This window comes from Akkermansia sp. AE01SA01 (genome assembly GCF_036417395.1).
In the GTDB taxonomy this organism is placed as follows: domain Bacteria; phylum Verrucomicrobiota; class Verrucomicrobiia; order Verrucomicrobiales; family Akkermansiaceae; genus Akkermansia.
On the sequence record NZ_CP143890.1, the window covers coordinates 950,491 to 968,751 of the forward strand.

Consider the following 18,261-nt stretch of genomic DNA (forward strand, 5'->3'; position numbering starts at 1 on the left):
TCTGCCGCGTGACCGGGTGCAAGCAGGTCATGCGCCGCGCCATTGAGCAGGCTGCCTCCTGCACGGAGGACTGGGTGCTCATCCTGCAGGATGATGCGGAGCTGACGGATTCCCTGAACTTGAAACTGAAAGAATTGCTCCGCCGGGTTCCTCATCAGGCCGTGTGCGTCATGTTTCCCCATGCAGGAAAGAAAGTGAAGGAGAGTTCATCTCGCTGCTCCACTGCACCGGCTGGACGAGGTCTCCCGTGGAAGCAACCTGTCCATAGGGAGAGTAGTCATAAGCCGCCACAACAGTTCCCTGCCCATCGAATACCTCCGTCACATTCTTGTTGAAGTCCCATCCATAGCAGTAAAGAGAGGCATCCTGCACCAGAGCCAGAGGCCGCGTGGAAATGGGTTCCAAGGGATTCCATAATAGTGTCCGAAGCACGTTCCGGTTGCCCAGCATGTCCAGGGCCGCTATTTGCAAATAACCGCGGTACAGGTAGCGCTCATGGCTGGTGACTGTTTCGTTGACGGTTACTTTCTTCATGTGAGGCAGCCCTGGTAGTCATATCAGCATTCTACCACTATATTGTCGTCCTGGCTGGTGAAACTCATCGCCCGGTTGACAGCGTTGTGCACGACTATCCAGACTCTTATTAAAGTTTTGACCAAGATCTGATTGCCAAGGGCATTATATTGTAGCACGAAATGTTATTCCGGTGCAGAGCTTTGAAAGTGGCATAGGAGATGGGAATGTACTGATTGGAATCCATTTTCATTGTTCCTTTCTATTTCAGAATTGAAACGATGTCCATGAATCGCACAATTTATTAACTCGTCAGTCCTTCCAGTCGATTCCATTACCGTAAGTCCACAAATTATAAATCATCATTTCTCTCCAATTTCCCATTTTGAACCATTGCATATCAATTCTTTCATCATTCAAATAACACGTTACGTCATCAGTGCCATATGAAGCTTCTATTTTAGAAATACGGTATCCTGCATTATTTAATTCAGCAAGCTGATTCTTTCGATCAAAAAATGTTAATACAATCTTCTGATCTTTTTTTTCATACAAGATTGAAGCAACGCCACATGGTAAGAAATATGGTTTTCTTTCTTCATCCAAAAAAAACATAACGGCCCTGTTTTGCGGAGAATCGTGTTTAATTATTACGCTGGACATTCCCCATTCATTATGGGCAGGCTTCCATGATTCATTATACCATTGGTGGCACAAATACATGGTTTGCCCTATTTTTAAAACTTGATATATGTAAATTGCAGCATCTCGACCGCCAAACATACAGAAACTCGGAACAGGTTTTCTGGTTTGCCTATCTATTCCAATAATATCATTGGACCTCCCGGCTATATTGTCTTTTTTAAATTTGATAACACCAGAGGTAACTGTCTTAGTATTCTTCCACGCTTCAAACCTATCCCGATAATATGGAATCTGCGCAAATCTTGCAATGTCGTTCAAATCCGGATTGGAATCTATAAATTTCATCACATCGCAATCTTGAAATGAATCTATAGATTGAACCATCTGTTTCAAGGTTGCTATATCATCCCGTGCCTGGGCAACATTTATAATCATAACACTGAATATAGCTATATTGATGATATGGTTCATGTTTTATCAATCTAATCCTTTGTGCATTTTATTACAACGTGTAATACAATATCTAGCAGAAATTTCAATCATTCCTTTTCCTAAATCACTTTTTAAAAATACCTTTGCATATTCTGCCATAGCCAGACATAATTCAAAACAACTTGAATATGTCTTTTTTTTCAGCGTTTGATATCGTTTCGCTGCCTCATAAAATTTTTGATAAGCAATTTTTTCATCTGTTTTTATATAAATAATAAGTAAAAAAATACGAGTATAATTCCAGACTTATTAGGGTATACAAACTACCGTTAATGTCATAAACAGAAACAATAATAATATAAAAATGCTAATAATTATACACTTTCTTACTTTTCTGTTTGATAAAAATAACAAAGATATATAAAAGAATAATATTAGAAAAATAATAAATATATGAATATTTTTCCATACGCTGTCTACAATCAAATTTTGCATTTTACAGTATACTACCATATAGTCATGTATCGCAAATAATGACAGTAAAATAAAAAAACTAAAATGTATGTTAACGGATTTTTAGATAATTTATTCATTGGATTTAAATATTGTTCCGTCCGGATTGCAACATTTCCCAATTCCTGGTTTATCCATTCCATATGCTGCAGCATTACTAGACCATATTATACAACTACTGAATATCAAGTTATATAATGGCGGATCTGCTTCATCCTCCTTCAATTTAGAAAGCATCTCGATATCTTGGCATGGAGATGAATTCATTGTAATGGGAGATTCAAGATTTAAACCTTCTGATGATACCATTTTTCCTTTTGCAATTACAATAGAAGATATGCAATTCAGAATATTCCCAACAGAACACCAAAACCCCGTTTTCTCTGTTAAAACAGCCGCAAAATCATATGTTACAATTCCATTCTTAATATATTTCCCCTCTTTTTCAATCCATTGATCTACTGCTACTCCAACATGTAGTGTTGTTGTTCCAGATCCTCCATACCCTGCTATATCAAAATGTGTAATATATCTGTTAAGCCCTACATAATCCGATAAATATGTTATACCATTTGAAAGATAGAGATTCCATCCCCCTTCTTCAGCGATGGGGTCATGATTGATCCACCTGCCATCGGCAGGATTGTAAGAACAGTAGTTGCAATAGATCAGCTCTAACTCTTCATCGTTCATCTCGCTGCTCCACTGCACGGGCTGGACAAGGTCTCCCGTGGAAGCAACCTGTCCATAGGGAGAGTAGTCGTAAGCCGCCGCAACAGTTCCCTGCCCATCGAACACCTCCGTCACATTCTTGTTGAATGTCCCATCCATAGCAGTAAAGAGAGGCATCCTGCACCAGAGCCAGAGGCCGCGTGGCCACCGATTCCAGACCACGTTCCGGCTGTTGAGCATGTCCAGGGCCGCTACTTGCAAATAATCCCGATACAGGTAGCGTTCATGGCTGGTGACTGTTTCGTTGACGGTTACTTCCTTCATATAGCGACAGCCCTGGTAGTCATAGCAGCATTCTACCACCGTATTGCCGTCCCGGCTGGCACATTGTATACGTTGCGGTCTTGATCAATGTCTGGTTGCCGTTGGAGTCATAGTGCGGTACGAAGGGCGTTTCCCTACTTTCTTCAATCCGGGTGTACTGGTTGAGTTCGTTGGCCGTGTAGGCGAGTTCCTCCACGAGTTCTTCGCCGGAATTCGGAGAGAGGACGCGCAGGGCGTCCCCTGAGATTTCCATGAGGAAGCGCTCGTTGCCGGATTGGAATAGATGTAGGGGCCAGGCGGGAGTGGTCCCCGGCATCCGCGAAGAGGGCCATGCCCCTGCGGCGGCGCAGGGACCCCATCTGGGAGGCGTTTCTGTTGACCAGGGTGGAGGCGCCGTGGTGGAAGGCGTTGAGATCGGCGCGCTGGAGGAGTTCCGGGGAGAGCTCCCCGGCGTTGGAGGAGATGCGTTCCATGCCCACAGCATGGGGGGAGCATCCGGCCTCGGGGGAGTGTTCGTGATATGAAAGGGGCACCTTGGTTTTGAATGATTCCTGATTCACTTTTTGGGCCGGGAGCAAGGTGTTCCTCTTCTGCTCTTCTTTGAGTTTCTTCAAATCGAACTTGCCTTCAGCTATTTTCCCCTTCTCGCCAGCATTGTAGTATTCAGGCAGCACGCGCCCTGGCGTAAGCCTGGGGCTGCAAGAAATCATCTAAGGAAGTTCAGAACTGATATTTGGAGAGAGTTGATAATATTCAGGATTGAAGATAAAATTGTATGAAAAAACTATTCCTACACAATTACGATGTTGAGATAGTACAGATAGATAACAGAAAACATCACCAATGGAAACGTTTTTATCAATACAAAAATTCAATCCTATTTTCTTATCTTTTAAAGAGTCTATTTTTGCTTTAAAAATCATTAAGCTGATTTTTCTTAGACAGTCATTCCTCCATGCATTTATGGGCCAATATATCAATACATATTGACCTATCGAATGATTGATGCTGTCAATATTAATTTCTTTTTTAAAATTTATTTTTGTTTTTTTATCGACAGAATACCTAACTACCTTGATGTCATCTTCAATCCCATTCGATGATATATTTATAATATCACCATTTTTGCCCATGCTGATATATTTTACACCAATTGAATTAATTTTCATTAGATATATTAATACGTTATTCCAAGAAACATTGGAATCATCAATATATAATAAAATGCTAGAAAAATTAGCTTTTTCTATATCGGACATATTAGAAATATTAACAACTACCTCTTTTTCTGAATTTTTCCCGAATAGACTATAAGAAAAAAATAAAGTTAAAAAACAAAATAAAAATATATTCATAGATGAAATCTTCACTGATTTATTGGTCCGGATAAAATGCAAACATTCTTGCATGGGCAATCTTCGCTGTTAAGCAACCTATTCACTTCCGCAGTTAATTGTTGTACAGCCACAGTATGAGGAATTTTTGTTTTATTTTCTCCTATGCAACAACCAAATCCCTTACATAGCTTCCCATCTTTATTAAGATCATTAATACAAATCGGAATTATACAGAATAATCTTGTAACGTCATTTTTTTTCTACCAACGGTATTCGAATGGCAACTACAGAAGTTTAAAGTTGTTTATCAATGATTTCAGATGAGTGAGCTAGGGAGATTAGGCAAGGCAAGATTAAAGTATTCTGTTCATTAATGCATCGATTGATTGATGATAAACATATTTTGTCTTTTTCAGGACTCGTCTTGTGACTGCGCCGTCTAATTGATAAATACTTCAGAAAAGTTACCAATAGAAAATGCTAGATAAAATATCCATCCAATCAATAAAGATATCAATAAAACTAGATAAAAGATAGAAACAATGATTTTCTTATACAAGTTGTTAAAAACTAATATTTTTATAAAAAAATATAATACACACAATAAAAAAACAGTAGATATGATAATTAAATAAGATATATTGATCGCTTCATTTGAAAAATTAGCAAATAGATGTTCAAATATATTTTTCATGTACAAAAAGAACATCGTAAATATTGCAAATATTAATAACTTACATGAAATATTTGACTTATTTATTAATGCGTTTTTTACATTTACTCTATTATTTTTTACACAAAAAATAATCAAGAATGCTGAAGTTATAGATATCAAATTTAAAACGACTAGCACTATAACTATTCTTACATTTAAATCGCTAGTATTAGCTCTTAAGATATTCAATACTACAAGTAATAGTGATATATGCAAAAATATAGAAATAATACTTGTTTTTTTCATATATAATTAAAGCTCTTCAGTTTCTTCCCATGTTCCGTCATGATTAAAATCAGACCATCCACATATTGACTGAAGCATTGCAACATCTATTGTTTTCAACTCATTCATAATTGTGCGATGCGTTGAAAACCATTCAGGATTAAAATTATATGAATTATGAATATTAACTTTTGTAGTGAATTTAACTACTGTTTTAGTGCATTGAATTTATTTGAGTTGAATCATAGTATACAGGTAAACGGGGTAATTTTGAAAAGTCTGTTACACATAGCGCACGCAAGGGAACAAGATGTGAAGGGAAACAAAAGCGGACTAGCGTTATTAACCAGTTCCTGTCTCTTGAACAGTGCTATTTATTACTTTCTTTATTCAGAAATTTCCTTCTTAAATTGTATTGGACCTATTTATTATATACAGTAAAAGTTCTTCTAATTGAATTTTTACAACATATTTTTTTCGATCCAAGCAAAGTAACGTCTAACCCTAATAGGAGATGATCTCTATATTTTTCAAGAAGAATTATTTCTATACTTAATGTATCTTTTTCAATAGTGACAAGATCAGTTATTGGGTATTCATGTTTTAATAATTCATTATATGTTTTTCTTTTATATTCTCTTAATATATATATAAAATGCTTTTTAAATTTATAATTAATTTTCATTGATTAAAAAGGGTACGTTATTATAACTCTAGACCATCTTCCCGGAGGATTACTATTTCTATTTTTGTAACAATCCCCATAGAGTCAAATTACTTAATCTGTTGTCCATAAACCTCGCTCGTGAGACCACAATAACAATCCACTGGAATAAGGCCACAAATTAGTATGAGAGGTAGTATTTTGATTCTTAAGACGATTGATTCTCAATTCCAAGTAGCCCGGAACAAATGCCTTTTTCTATTAGACAAAAAGTCGAATTTTTTATGAACTGTCAGTATCATTTGCAGTTCCTATCATCTATATGACCTATAATACTGCCTACTACCATTTTTTTGCAAAAGATATAATCAATCAAATTGGATTTTCCATAAGGATATGGCCTAGGATACTTATATGTTAAATTTCCTGTTTCCTCGATAAATTTAATAGGATAATCGTGTTTTCCTATATTCTCCCTGATGTCTTCGGGAAGGAAATTAATATTGCAAGGTTCTTTACCGTATTTTTTCAAATAACTTTCATATGCTGATCTGGCTTTTTTATATTCGGCATACCCATCAGCATTCTCCAGTTGAAGGTAATCAAACGGCCAACATAAAAAAATCCCTAATAAAACTCCTATAATATAGTATTTTGCCGCAACAATAACTTTAATCGCATTATTCATCACAGTTTATCTTCATAAGTTACAGTGCCATTATCACAACAAGAACCACATTGACCAGCAGCACTACAACCATAAGGGGCACCTTCCCAACCAATAAATTTCCAATATTTTTTGAATAATCCTTGAGTACACACCATTCTTCCCATTCTAAAACCTGTTCCTTCTTTATTAAAACATGGCAAATAATACCATTTCTGACGAGAGCATTCTTGTTCACACTCAACATTAAACAAAACAGGAGGATCTGTTACTTGATGGACTATTGTACATTCATTGTTTAATTGATTGGCCGTAATTCCAGCAACAACTCCTGCTCCTGTAACTTTAGCCAAATTTATTATAGCTTGTATCCCTGCAGGCGTATCCAAAGTAGTTACAGCCATCCCCAATAAATCATTTTTACTTATGGCGTCGTTCTTAACAAACCCGTACAAATTCCAACCCCCTTCTTCAGCGATGGGATCTCTGTTGATCCACCTGCCATCAACCGGGTTGTAATAGCGGTAATTGTAATAGACCAGGGCGAGTTCCGCGTCGTTCATCTCGCTGGACCACTGCACCGGCTGGACAAGGTCTCCCGTGGAAGCCACGTGTCCATAGAGAGAGTAATCGTAAGCCGCCGCGATTGTTCCCTGCGCGGCGAACACCTCCGTCACATTCTTGTTAAAGTCAACGCCATAGCAGTACAGGGCATTATCCTGCACCAGAGCCAGAGGCCGCGTGGCCATCGGTTCCAGGGGATCCCACAACAGTGTCCGGAGCACGTTCCGGCGGTTGAGCATGTCCAGGGCCGCTAGTTGCAGGTAGCCGCGGTACAGGTAGCGTTCATGGCTGGTGACCGTTCCGTTGACGGTTACTTTCTTCATGTAGCGGCGGCCCTGGTAGTCATAGCAGCATTCTACCACCGTATTGCCGTCCCGGCTGGCACATTGTATACGTTGCGGCCTTGATGAATACCTGGTTGCCGTTGGAGTCATATTGCGGTGCGAAGGGAGTTTCCCTCCCTTCTTCAATCCGGGTGTACTGGTTGAGTTCGTTGGCCGTGTAGGCGAGTTCCTCCACGAGTTCTTCGCCGGAATTCGGAGAGAGGACGCGCAGGACATCCCCTGAGATTTCCATGAGGAAGCGCTCGTTGCCGGAATTGGAGTAGATGTAGGGGCCAGGCGGGAGTGGTCCCCGGCCTCCGCGAAGGGGGCCATGCCCCTGCGGCGGCGCAGGGAATCCATCTGGGAGGCGTTCCTGTTGACCAGGGTGGAGGCGCCGCGGTGGAAGGCGTTGAGATCGGCGCTCTGGAAGAGTTCCGGGGAGAGCTCCCCGGCATTGAAGGAAATGCGTTTCATGCCCACAGCATGGGGGGGAGCATCCGGCCTCAGGGGAGGGTTCGTGATGTGAAGGGGGGCTCGCCTGAGGTGAGTTTTCATACACTGATTTTTCAACAGCCAAAGAAAGTGATCGTTGATCCAGTCATACAAAAGCCAACTTTTTTGAATGATTCCTGATTCACGTTTTTTTGGCCGGGGGCAAGGCTTTCCTCTTCTGTTCTTCATTGAGTTTTTCCAAATCGAACTTGCCTTCAGCTATTTTTTCCTCCTCGTCAGCATCGTAGTATTTAAGCACTACGCGTCCCGTTCCTGATCTTAAGAATGAGACTTCTTCCTTTATTGTGCGGGCAAGATCGTCATTTTCAGAATACCCGCTCATAAGATCCCTCAATTTCAATACAACTCTTTTCTTCTCTCCAGCCTTTATTGTTTCTCTGTCCCATAAGATGAACGCATCCTCTCTTTTTCCTTCCGCATCAGCCCGGGGCCAAAGCTTCACAGCTTTTTCGAATATCCACAATTCAATTCCACAGTCCATGATTTCGCCGTTCAATTTTTTTATCATTATATCTTTTTGGCTTTCATTGACTATATCTATAATGAAAAATATATCGGGATCATGTATAACTTTGGTAGGTTCAAACCGAGCGCCTACCTCAATGTTCACTTCTGAACATAAAGCATAGGAAGCAAAGAACAAAAAAAGTAAAAAAACGTTTGCGTTCATCATGATTATTATTGTGGGCAACTCATATCTATAGGTTCAGGCTCTCCAACCAGATGTGGAGATCCAATGGAGTCAAACAGTCCCCCAGCTTCTAACCATCTGCCTCCTTCTTCATTAAAATATGTTTGATTTTCATTTGTAATCTTCTGCTGCTGTTTACTCGACCAATTTAAAAACTTGCCTTTAGCAAGGGATTGTTTTCCTTCCAACCAAGTTTTTAACTTACGTTTATAAATAGTCGCCTGGGACTTGTTCAACCCTGATTTAGAACATTTACCGGTGATTTCTTTTTCAAATATTTTGAGATAGACGTCATAGGCCTTTTGATAAACATCAACCCGTCTTTGCTCGTGTGCTCGAATTTCAACCAATCCATTAGCCGTGTACACTCGCCCGGTTTGATCGTTGACTACATATGAATCAACAGTAACATTAAACTTTTTTGATTTCTTTATAGAAACTTTATATGTTTTTTTCCGTTTTCCTTCTACGCATTCCTCGGAAATCTCATTTTCACCTTCAGGTTTTGGTGTAGGCCGAGAGGTTTTTCCATACCAACCAGCGGGCATATTACCTTGAGCTAAGGAGCCTTCGGTTTGATTAGCTTTAAATTCCGATCCTAGAATGTCAATCCAACTTATGGCATTATTATTGATCATGACATAAAGATTCCATCCCCCTTCTTCAGCGATGGGATCACGATTGATCCACCTGCCATCAACCGGATTGTAATAGCGGTAATTGTAATAGACCAGCTCCAAATCTTCGTCGTTCATCTCGCTGGACCACTGCACGGGCTGGACGAGATCTCCCGTGGAAGCAACCTGTCCATAGGGAGAGTAGTCATAGGCAGCAGCAATAGCGCCTTCTCCATTGAATACCTCCGCTACATTCTTGTTGAAGTCAATGCCATAGCAGTACAGAGAGGCATCCTGCACCAGAGCCAGAGGCCGTGTGGCCATCGGTTCCAGGGGATCCCACAACAGTGTCCGGAGCACGTTCCGGCTATTGAGCATGTCTAATGCCGCTATCTGGAGATAGCCGCGATACAGGTAGCGTTCATGGCTGGTGACCGTTCCGTTGACGGTTACTTTCTTCATGTAGCGGCGTCCCTGATCATCGTACCCGCATTCCACTACTTTGTTTCCGTCCTGGCTGGTGAAGCTCACCGCCCGGTTGGCCGCGTTGTACACGGCCGTCCAAATGCCCATCGAGGTTTTGATCAGCGTCTGATTACCCGAGGCGTCGTATTGCGGCACGAAGGTTGTTCCCCCGCTTTCTTCAATGCGGGTGTATTGGTTGAGTTCGTTGGCCGCGTAGGCGAGTTCCTCGGCTATTTCCTGAGCCGTCTTGCGGTTGCCGATGTTGTCGTAGCTGTAACCGTAGGGGGCTGTTCCCAGGGTAGCTGCGGTGAGTTCATTTCTACCGTTGTAGCTGAAGCTGTCATTGCGTGCAGGTTCCGTTCCCCGCTGCTGGGTGCGGGTGACCGGGCGTCCCAATGCATCGTAGCTCTGGGTGCGGGAGACCAGCACGGTTTCTCCCAGACGGCAGTTCATCGCCGTTACCAGTTCACGGTGCTCTTCATAGGCAAGTTCCCTGACGATGCCGTTGGGCATCGCGAGGCTGGAGAGCAGGCTGCTTCCTGCCAAATAGCCGTAGGCGAATGTCTGTTCTTGTCCCCCTTGCACGATTCCGGCGCTGGCAAGCCGTCCGTCGGCCGCGTAGCCCTGGCTGACTTCCTGAAGGACGTCGGTTCCCTGCTTCAAGGTATAGCCGGAGGACCGGCCGTAGATATCGTATTTTTCCTGAAGCTGATAAGTGCTTCCCCCGATGGTGATGGCCTCGGAGTCCGGTTCGCTGTATTGGTTGTAGGAGATGGTGCGCGTACCAGAGGCGTCCGTGACCCGGGTCGGCTGGTTGAGGTAGTTGTAGGCGTACTGGATGCCGGGCGTGGTGTCGCTGTAGGAGACGGAGTTGTTGACTCCTTTTTTCAGGTTGTAGCCCCAGGTGGTGACGATCCCCCGCGCGTCCGTGAGGGTCGATTTGAGGTTCAGGGCGTTGTAGGTGGTGTCCTCATGGGTGGCGTCCGCATAGGTTTTGCGCACCAGCAATCCCGTGGCGTCATCGTAATTCCAGGTGGTGAGGTCCCCGTCCGTGCGCCCCGTGGGATCGGTGGTGATATCGCCGGCATCTTCCCGGAACGTGGTGAGGCCGGTCATTCGGTCGGCGTCATCGTAGGCAAAAAGCAGGGGCTGGACGCCCCTGCCGCACAGTAATACAAGTCGGCACATTCCCCGACTACCGGATGTGTAAAAGGATTGTCTAAAAGACAGTCTTTTTAACGATTTTTTAGGTCTGTAAAATTTCAATGCTCGTCGGAGGATAGGTAAGAATCCAAACCTTCAAAAACAACCTCAATCCATGCGCCAAGAAGACTATCTATGCACTTTAACCCTGCTGCTACTAAGTATGTATTATGACCAGTCATCATAATCAAAAGGGCAATAGATCATTTGTATGGCAATAACTCCAAAGATCAGAGCTTTTTCCATATCGTAATCAGCGTCAAAAGAAGGTGGAATGATAGGAATTTTTGGTTGTTTTAAGAGGCCGAACGATAATAAACCAATAATCATTCGTAAAAAATACAATATGGTTTGATTTCTGGAAATAGGAACTTCAAATTGACGGTTTCTATTATCGGATACTAGTGCTTTTCGTATGAATCTAAAATTTAAATCTTCTTGAAGGAAAAAATCAATATATTGATTTGCTTTATAGGAAAGTCGAATTTTTGCATTATCTGACCGATATATGCAATATTCTTGTTCTGTGGTATTAATGTAACAGGAATGTGGATCAATTTGAAGTATTTTAATTTTATTTTCTCCTATCTTGCCTTCGCCTTTACCTGCTTTCACAAAGTAATGAAGTCTACCTACCGTATCATATGTAGAATTATCAATTAAGGATAAAACTCTTTTATTTTCTTTTGTGTCTAATAAAGTCGCCCCAAATTGGAGTTTTCGCCAGTCAATATCCTTCTTATTTTGATTATTAATCATGTGGCCACTATATTATTGCAATAATTGAATCCATGGGGTGCAATACTGGTCTTGCCACTCATGGTTATAGTCTATTTTCCCAAGAGGCCAAATTTTTGCACTAGCCCAAACACGAGCACGCAATGATACACATCCTCTCCCTTTAACTTGAAACTTATCCAAATTAGTAGTCACACAAACTGAAGCTCTAAAGTTAATACCCCCTCTAGCCCCAACTTCTAAGGAACCTATTCGGCTTGCAGCTTTGGCAATTAACCCAAGTTCCGCATATCCATTAACACATCCACCGCCAGAAACAACATTGTTACATGAACTATAACTTGCTGATATTCCTCCTGTAGCTCCTAATCTTCCATACCATCCTATTCTGATTTCTGCAAGATTAAAAATGTTCAAAGCTGCAGAACCTGCTTCTCCTTCCATTTGAAATGATAATGATACCGCCTTTGAAAAACCCTTATTTCCGTTCTTTTTACAGCATCCTTCACATTTCTTATTCTGCAAAATTACACGTATTTTAAAATTATATATACCAATTTTATTTAATAATTTGTTTTGTACTTTTCCTGCTTTGAGTTCTTTGCGAATGAAATCTCTCTCGCATTTAACTGGTCCAGAAAATCCAGAAGAAATATCATCTTCAACTTCAAGACCTAAATAATCAACATATATAACAGAAGCATTCCCACACATAACATAAAGATTCCAACTGCTATCTTCAGCGATGGAATCCCTGTTAATCCACCTGCCATCAACCGGGTTGTAATAGCGGTAATTGTAGTAGACCAGGGCGAGTTCTTCGTCGTTCATCTCGCTGGACCACTGCACGGGCTGGACAAGGTCTCCTGTGGAAGCCATTTGCCCGTACGGAGAGTAGTCGTAAGCTGCTACAACAGTTCCCTGCGCGTCGAACACTTCCGTCACATTTTTGTTGAAGTCCCATCCATAGCAGTACAGAGAGGCATCCTGCACTAGAGCCAGAGGCCGTGTGGCCATCGGTTCCAGAGGATCCCACAACAGTGTCCGGAGCACGTTCCGGCTATTGAGCATGTCCAGCGCGGCTATCTGCAGGTAGCCGCGGTACAGGTAGCGTTCATGGCTGGTGACCGTTCCGTTTTCAGTCACCTTCTTCATGTAGCGGCGGCCCTGGTAGTCGTAGCCGCATTCTACCACCGTAGCGCCGTCCTGGCTGGTGAAGCCCACCGCCCGGTTGGCCGCGTTGTACACGGCCGTCCAGATACCCGTTGATGTTTTGATCAGCGTCTGATTACCCGAGGCGTCGTATTGCGGCACGAAGGGGGCTTCCAGAGTGGAGGGGGGAGGGTTAAGGGTGGAGAATTGAGAGTTGGGAGTTGAGTTGGCGATGCTGGTGTACTGATTGAGGTTGTTGGCCGCGTAGGCGAGTTCTTCGGCTATTTCCTGCGCCGTCTTGCGGTTGCCGATGTTGTCGTAGCTGTAACCGTAGCCGTCTGTCCCCAATGTGGCTCCGGTGAGTTCGTTTCTGCCGTTGTACCTGAAGCTGTCATTGCGTGCAGGTTCCGTTCCCCGCTGCTGGGTGCGGGTGACCGGACGTCCCAATGCATCATAGCTCTGGGTGCGCGAGACCGGCACGATTTCTCCCAAATGATAGCTCATTCCGGCGATCAGGTCACGCCGCTGTTCGTAAGAAAGTTCCCTGACGATGCCGTCGGGCATCGCCAGACTGGAAAGTAACCTGCTTCCTGCCAGATAGCTGTAGGCGAATGTCTGTTCTTCTCCTCCGTGCATGATTCCGGCGCCGGCAAGCCGCCCGTTGGCTTCATACCCCTGGCTGACTTCCTGAAGAACGGTGGTTCCCTGCTTTAAGGTATAACCGGAGGACCGGCCATAGGCGTCGTAGCTTTCCTGAAGCTGATAAGCGCTTCCCCCGATGGTGATGCTATCGGTGTCCGGTTCGCTGTATTGGTTGTAGGAGATGGTGCGCGTACCGGAAGCGTCCGTCACCCGCATCAGCTGGTTGAGGTAGTTGTAGGCGTACTGGATGCCGGGCGTGGAGTCGCTGTAGGAGACGGAGGTGTTGACCCCCTTTTTCAGGTTGTAGCCCCAGGTGGTGACGATCCCCCGCGCGTCCGTGAGGGTCGATTTGAGGTTCAGGGCGTTGTAGGCGGTGTCTTCATGGGTGCCGTCCGCGTAGGTTTTGCGCACCAGCAATCCCGTGGCGTCATCGTAATTCCAGGCGGTGACATCCCCGTCCGTGCGTCCCGTGGGATCGGTGGTGATGTCGCCGGCATCCTCCCGGAAGGTGGTGAGGCTGACCATTCTGTCGGCTTCGTCGTAGGCAAAGAGCAGGGGCTGGATGGCCGTGCCCCATTCGGCAGTCTTTCGGCCCCGGAGGTCGTACTTGTAACGGGTCTGCATTCCCGAGGGCGTTGGTGACCACGGAAGGCTGGTCAAAGAAGGGATCGTAGGCGGTAGAAGTCGTGTTGCCCGCCGCATCCGTCACCGAGACGGTGCGCCCCGCAAGATCGGTACGCGTTGTGGTCGTGTTGCCCCGGCCGTCGGTGCTGGCGTAGATGACGCCGGTTTCCGCATAGGTGCGGGTTTGGCTGGTAGTGATGCCCGCGTGGTCCGTCTGCGACGTGGTGAACCCGTCGATGACTGTAGCGGTGGCCGTGACATTGGAAGTGGGAATGCTGCTTTTTTGCGTCCGCAGGGCGCCTGTTCCGTATTCGCTCCACTGCGTGGATATATTTCCCCTGGGGTCGATGGAAATGACTTTGCCTTCCAGCGTGGACGAGAGGACGGAAAGAAGCGTCTTCTGCGTCTCGTCATAGGTGCCGCCCTGGCCGTTGTTCCTGGTCGCCGTGACGACACGGTACACCCCGTCTTCGGCTTGTTCCACGCCGTAGCTCCACGCGGTGATGCGCGAGTTGGACACGGTGGCCGGATCGGCAAGCTTCCAGGTTTCCTTGACCTTGTTGCCGAAGGCGTCGTATTCCCACAGGGTCGGGGCCATCGTTGTGGCCGCGGTTTCCGCATCCGTCTGTGTTTTGGTGAGCTGTCCCTTGGCGTTGTAGGTGTTTCTCGTGTACATGAACCCGCCGACGGTGTTGGGGACGCCCGTGCGCAGGGTTTCCCCGGCTCCGTTGACGATGCTGCGCTGCAGTTCGGTTTCCGTTTCACCGGACACGGCTTTCGTGAAGGTCCGAACGCCGTCATTGGCCAAGTCAATGGAATGGATGACATGACGCTGTCCCGTGCCGGATTCTTCCAGGACCGTTCCGTCCGGCGCGTTGCGCGTGACGAACGTGGCTCCGGAGGGAGTGGTTTGCGTCGTCGTCAAGCCGTCCTGGCTGTAGGCGCAGGTGGTGACCCGGCCCAGGACGTCCGTAGAGGAAGTTATCCTCCCCAGCAAGTCGTACTCCGTGCTTTCCTCGGTCGTCATGGCCCCCGTATCCCGGCGCGTGGAGAGGATGCGTCCCGCCGCATCCCGCGCGTAGGTGGTGATGGTTTCCGGCGTGACGACGGTTTCCCCGTCCGTCACGCCGGAGCGGGTTGTTTCCATCAATTGTCTTGCCGTGTCGTAGGCATAGTCCGTTCTGACGCCGTCTTCATCAATACCCCACAGCAGGCGCCCGTCGCACATCAATTCGCGCTGCGTCACCCGGCCGTTGCCAGCCGTCTTTTTCACCCACCGGTTCTGCGTGTCAAATTCGTAAGAGGCGCTGTCTGTGATGGCCCATTCCCCGCTGCTGAGCAGAACGTGGCTTTCCTCCCTGACGCGCTGCCCTTCCGCCGTGATCCAGGCAATGGTGCGCGTGCTCTGTCCCGGCACGGTTTCCCCGTTGAGGCGCGTTTCAACCGTTTCCGTGTAGAGGGCGCCGTGTTCCGTCGTGGCCGCGTAGTCGTGCCACGTTTGCACGCCGTTGAGGTCCCGGGTCATCCGGGTGCGTCCGCGGGCATGGATGTTGGCGGCGCCGGCCAGCCATTGTTCCGTGGCCGTCAGGCGCGTGCCCGTCACTCCCAGCCCCGTGACCCGCTTTTCCGTCCTTTTGACGTGGTTGGCCGTCGTGTACTTGTAGGCAATGGTGGTCAGCGTCTTGACGTGTCCTTCCAGCGGAAGCAGGTCTACCGTTTCCGTGGCGGGTTCGCCGTTGAAGTCGGCTTCTCCCGAATAGGCATAGGTGTAGCGCGTGATGCGCCTGCCGCTTTCCGCCCACGGTTCGTCGCGGGAGAGCAGCCGGCCGTAGAGGTCATACGCGTAATGAGTCTGGCTGCCGCCGGGAGCCGTTTCCGTCTTGAGCCGTCCGCACTGGTCGTAGGCGTATTGCGTGGTTTGCGCCTCCGGGCTTTCGTAGCCTTCCACCCGGGTGAGCAGCAGGTCGCCTACGTCCGTCGTTTGATAGATGGAGCAGGTGCGCGCCGCCATGATGCCCCCTTTGGAGATTTCCGTCACCAGCTGCCAGACCGAGTCTTCCGGTTCCACCTCCGTGCGCGTGCGGGTGGTTGTAATCGCCTCTTCTCCCGTCCCCCTCCGCATGTTCCACGCCAGGCCGTTTTTCCACCAGGTGACGGCATAGGGCTGCCTGGCCGGCGTCTGCTCCGTGATGGTGAATTGGCCGTCCGTGGAAAGGGAGAGGGCAAACGTTTTGAAGGGAACGCCTGTAACGCTATAAAATCCCTGTTCGTCCGTTCCGGTGATTTGCCCCGGCGTGTAGAGCGCGATGAGGTAGCCCGTAGCCGTGACATCTTCCACGTTGAGCAGGCCGTCCCACAGGTTCCAGATTTGCCTGAGGGAGCCGTCCTGGGCATGCCTGACGTCCAGATAAGTGGCGACATTGGAGATGACCTGCCTGTCGGCCGTGGTGTAGGTGAGGAGCGTTCCTGTTTCCGCCGAGAAGAGGTAGGCGCTGCCATCCATGACGGTCCATTGCAGGCAGGATTGCCCCTCCACCGTGGCCAGAGCCGCGCGCCCTCCGCCCGACGTGTCCACCCCGATGGGCAGCACGGACCCGTCCGTGTAGCAGCGCATCGCAATCACCCGGTCTCCCTGCACCAGATTGAACCGCACTCCGGGCACAATGCCCCCTTCGGGCACGTCCAGACGGCTGTTCAAGGGATGGTTGTAGGCCAGAGACACCGGGTTTTCCAGGCCGGAGATGTTTTCCTCAGCCCTCAGTTCCAACCGCCCCGCAGGAAGATTTCCCAGCCCCCTGAATGCCCCAAAGTTGCACGACCAGTACATCAGCGTAGCCGTGCTTTCCGCCGTCACGCTGCACCCTGCCGAGGAGTAGTTCCCCAGTGTGCTGCTTTTCACACCCGCCGCAGAGCCCGACCGGGCCAGCGACGGGGAGGGCGGCGTTCCGCCGCTGTTATCACACGTGTCTCCCTCGCACGGGCACTTCTCAGGTTCCTCCTTGCCGCCCGGCTCCGTCGGAACCACGTCGATGCTGTAGTTGCAGATGGAGACGTTGTCTTTTTCAGGCTTGTAGTCGATGTTGGTCTGGTTGACTTCCCAGCTGTAAGCGCCGGAAGGCAGCTGCGCCCCGCCGGTGCCCGTGTGGTATTTGTGGCCGCCCTGGTCTCCCGCCTCCTGCGAGTTTTCCTTCAGGTCCACCTGCGCCACCACCTTGCCATTGGAGTCCTTCACCTCCAGGCTGCCCCAGTCGTCCACCCCCAGGAAGAGAGAACAGGTGCCGTAGAGCTTTTTGCCGTCCGCTCCTTCCGGGATGGTGAAGGTGCCGTAGGTGCTGTACCCGTCCGCCGAGGTGCTGGGAGGACCTACTTTGTGGTTGTCTTTTTCGTGGATTGGTTCAAACGGCAGCGGATCGGGCTCCGAAGCGGTGCGCATGCCCCGCAGCATGGGTTTGGCCGTAGAGCCGAAGTACCATTTGCGATAAGCAGGAATGGAAGAAGACTTGCTGCCAGGAGTAGCAGCTGGAGTGTTCATAAGGTATTAAGGTGTTGGGATTGATGAACGAAATGAGAGGAAGGCTGTCCTCCATGATCATTTCCCCAGTAGCATATGTCCGCATCTCATGTCAATGTAATTATCCCGAATTTTCCATATTTACGTTATGAAATCATGGGAATTTATTATGGATAAACTACACTACTATTTTAACATCAATTTGTTTGTATCATAGACATTAATATTTTCTATCTGTTAGAGAAAAGTTTCTGATAGAAGACCATTTTTTCCTGCCTCCTGTCACATTCCTGTAAAAAACTACGAAGTCTACAGGAATTACGAGAAGTCTTTCTGCTTTCCAGTTCTTCCGCCAGCTATTTGTAATTCTGGCAATGACTCCTTTTCTCATGCGGTTTCCGCTACTGCAGCAAAAATGGTGGTGCTAAAGTGGTGCAACTTTTCTTGCGTTTTGGTGCGTTTTTACACGTTTTTAACGATTTTTGAGCAAGGCTACAGAATAAAAGAAAAA

14 protein-coding genes are annotated in these 18,261 nt (G+C 46.8%); 1 reads left to right on the top strand and 13 read right to left on the bottom strand.

All coding sequences use genetic code 11. The features are described from left to right. Window positions 1–168 precede the first annotated feature (168 nt). The 4 genes from V3C19_RS03880 to V3C19_RS03895 all read right to left on the bottom strand — a co-directional run bounded on the left by V3C19_RS03880 (window position 169) and on the right by V3C19_RS03895 (window position 3,352). Complete coding sequence (locus tag V3C19_RS03880; protein ID WP_295933846.1) at window positions 169–534, bottom strand: hypothetical protein; 366 nt, start codon at window positions 532–534, stop codon at window positions 169–171. Between the two features lie 291 nt (window positions 535–825). Next, window positions 826–1,629 (bottom strand): hypothetical protein, encoded by an 804-nt coding sequence (locus V3C19_RS03885; RefSeq protein WP_295933849.1) that lies wholly within the window; start codon window positions 1,627–1,629, stop codon window positions 826–828. Window positions 1,630–2,175: 546 nt separating this feature from the next. Further along, on the bottom strand, window positions 2,176–3,099 hold the full coding sequence (locus V3C19_RS03890; protein WP_295933851.1) for an RHS repeat-associated core domain-containing protein: 924 nt from the start codon (window positions 3,097–3,099) through the stop codon (window positions 2,176–2,178). A gap of 19 nt (window positions 3,100–3,118) precedes the next feature. Beyond that, window positions 3,119–3,352, bottom strand: a complete 234-nt coding sequence (locus tag V3C19_RS03895; RefSeq protein WP_295933854.1) for a hypothetical protein — start codon at window positions 3,350–3,352, stop codon at window positions 3,119–3,121. Between V3C19_RS03895 and V3C19_RS03900 the strand changes: the two genes are divergently transcribed. Next, window positions 3,351–3,623 (top strand): hypothetical protein, encoded by a 273-nt coding sequence (locus V3C19_RS03900; RefSeq protein ID WP_295933856.1) that lies wholly within the window; start codon window positions 3,351–3,353, stop codon window positions 3,621–3,623. The two genes, V3C19_RS03895 and V3C19_RS03900, sit on opposite strands and share 2 nt — an antisense overlap. A gap of 186 nt (window positions 3,624–3,809) precedes the next feature. Here V3C19_RS03900 and V3C19_RS03905 read toward each other — a convergent pair whose 3' ends face one another. From V3C19_RS03905 to V3C19_RS03945, 9 genes are all read right to left on the bottom strand, one after another. Beyond that, window positions 3,810–4,454, bottom strand: a complete 645-nt coding sequence (locus V3C19_RS03905; RefSeq protein WP_295933859.1) for a hypothetical protein — start codon at window positions 4,452–4,454, stop codon at window positions 3,810–3,812. A gap of 1,884 nt (window positions 4,455–6,338) precedes the next feature. Continuing rightward, on the bottom strand, window positions 6,339–6,728 hold the full coding sequence (locus V3C19_RS03910; RefSeq protein WP_130082909.1) for a hypothetical protein: 390 nt from the start codon (window positions 6,726–6,728) through the stop codon (window positions 6,339–6,341). Further along, entirely contained in the window at window positions 6,728–7,594 is an 867-nt protein-coding gene (locus V3C19_RS03915; RefSeq protein WP_330937157.1) for an RHS repeat-associated core domain-containing protein, read from the bottom strand. Before V3C19_RS03915 ends, V3C19_RS03910 begins: the two co-directional genes overlap by 1 nt. Window positions 7,595–7,613: 19 nt before the next feature. Then, the gene (locus tag V3C19_RS03920; RefSeq protein WP_330937158.1) at window positions 7,614–7,847 is read right to left on the bottom strand and encodes a hypothetical protein; all 234 of its coding nucleotides are present in this window, start codon (window positions 7,845–7,847) and stop codon (window positions 7,614–7,616) included. Between the two features lie 381 nt (window positions 7,848–8,228). After that, entirely contained in the window at window positions 8,229–8,780 is a 552-nt protein-coding gene (locus V3C19_RS03925) for a hypothetical protein (RefSeq protein WP_130082905.1), read from the bottom strand. A 5-nt stretch (window positions 8,781–8,785) separates the two neighbouring features. After that, window positions 8,786–10,996, bottom strand: coding sequence for an RHS repeat-associated core domain-containing protein (locus V3C19_RS03930; protein ID WP_330937159.1), 2,211 nt, complete (start codon window positions 10,994–10,996; stop codon window positions 8,786–8,788). Window positions 10,997–11,251: 255 nt separating this feature from the next. After that, window positions 11,252–11,842, bottom strand: a complete 591-nt coding sequence (locus V3C19_RS03935; protein ID WP_302389387.1) for a hypothetical protein — start codon at window positions 11,840–11,842, stop codon at window positions 11,252–11,254. A 12-nt stretch (window positions 11,843–11,854) separates the two neighbouring features. Further along, window positions 11,855–14,140: an RHS repeat-associated core domain-containing protein gene (locus V3C19_RS03940; protein WP_330937160.1), complete on the bottom strand. Its 2,286-nt coding sequence runs from the start codon at window positions 14,138–14,140 to the stop codon at window positions 11,855–11,857. Next, entirely contained in the window at window positions 14,043–17,771 is a 3,729-nt protein-coding gene (locus V3C19_RS03945) for a hypothetical protein (RefSeq protein ID WP_330937116.1), read from the bottom strand. Before V3C19_RS03945 ends, V3C19_RS03940 begins: the two co-directional genes overlap by 98 nt. Between the last annotated feature and the right edge of the window lie 490 nt (window positions 17,772–18,261).

What these genes read in the sequence shown, in the direction of transcription:
- V3C19_RS03880 (WP_295933846.1), bottom strand. Translation starts at nt 534, where the DNA reads ATGAAGAAAGTAACCGTCAACGAAACAGTCACCAGCCATGAGCGCTAC.
- V3C19_RS03885 (WP_295933849.1), bottom strand. Translation starts at nt 1,629, where the DNA reads ATGAACCATATCATCAATATAGCTATATTCAGTGTTATGATTATAAAT.
- V3C19_RS03890 (WP_295933851.1), bottom strand. Translation starts at nt 3,099, where the DNA reads ATGAAGGAAGTAACCGTCAACGAAACAGTCACCAGCCATGAACGCTAC.
- V3C19_RS03900 (WP_295933856.1), top strand. Translation starts at nt 3,351, where the DNA reads ATGAGGAAGCGCTCGTTGCCGGATTGGAATAGATGTAGGGGCCAGGCG.
- V3C19_RS03895 (WP_295933854.1), bottom strand. Translation starts at nt 3,352, where the DNA reads ATGGAAATCTCAGGGGACGCCCTGCGCGTCCTCTCTCCGAATTCCGGC.
- V3C19_RS03905 (WP_295933859.1), bottom strand. Translation starts at nt 4,454, where the DNA reads ATGAATATATTTTTATTTTGTTTTTTAACTTTATTTTTTTCTTATAGT.
- V3C19_RS03910 (WP_130082909.1), bottom strand. Translation starts at nt 6,728, where the DNA reads ATGAATAATGCGATTAAAGTTATTGTTGCGGCAAAATACTATATTATA.
- V3C19_RS03915 (WP_330937157.1), bottom strand. Translation starts at nt 7,594, where the DNA reads ATGAAGAAAGTAACCGTCAACGGAACGGTCACCAGCCATGAACGCTAC.
- V3C19_RS03920 (WP_330937158.1), bottom strand. Translation starts at nt 7,847, where the DNA reads ATGGAAATCTCAGGGGATGTCCTGCGCGTCCTCTCTCCGAATTCCGGC.
- V3C19_RS03925 (WP_130082905.1), bottom strand. Translation starts at nt 8,780, where the DNA reads ATGATGAACGCAAACGTTTTTTTACTTTTTTTGTTCTTTGCTTCCTAT.
- V3C19_RS03930 (WP_330937159.1), bottom strand. Translation starts at nt 10,996, where the DNA reads ATGACCGGCCTCACCACGTTCCGGGAAGATGCCGGCGATATCACCACC.
- V3C19_RS03935 (WP_302389387.1), bottom strand. Translation starts at nt 11,842, where the DNA reads ATGATTAATAATCAAAATAAGAAGGATATTGACTGGCGAAAACTCCAA.
- V3C19_RS03940 (WP_330937160.1), bottom strand. Translation starts at nt 14,140, where the DNA reads ATGGTCAGCCTCACCACCTTCCGGGAGGATGCCGGCGACATCACCACC.
- V3C19_RS03945 (WP_330937116.1), bottom strand. Translation starts at nt 17,771, where the DNA reads ATGAACACTCCAGCTGCTACTCCTGGCAGCAAGTCTTCTTCCATTCCT.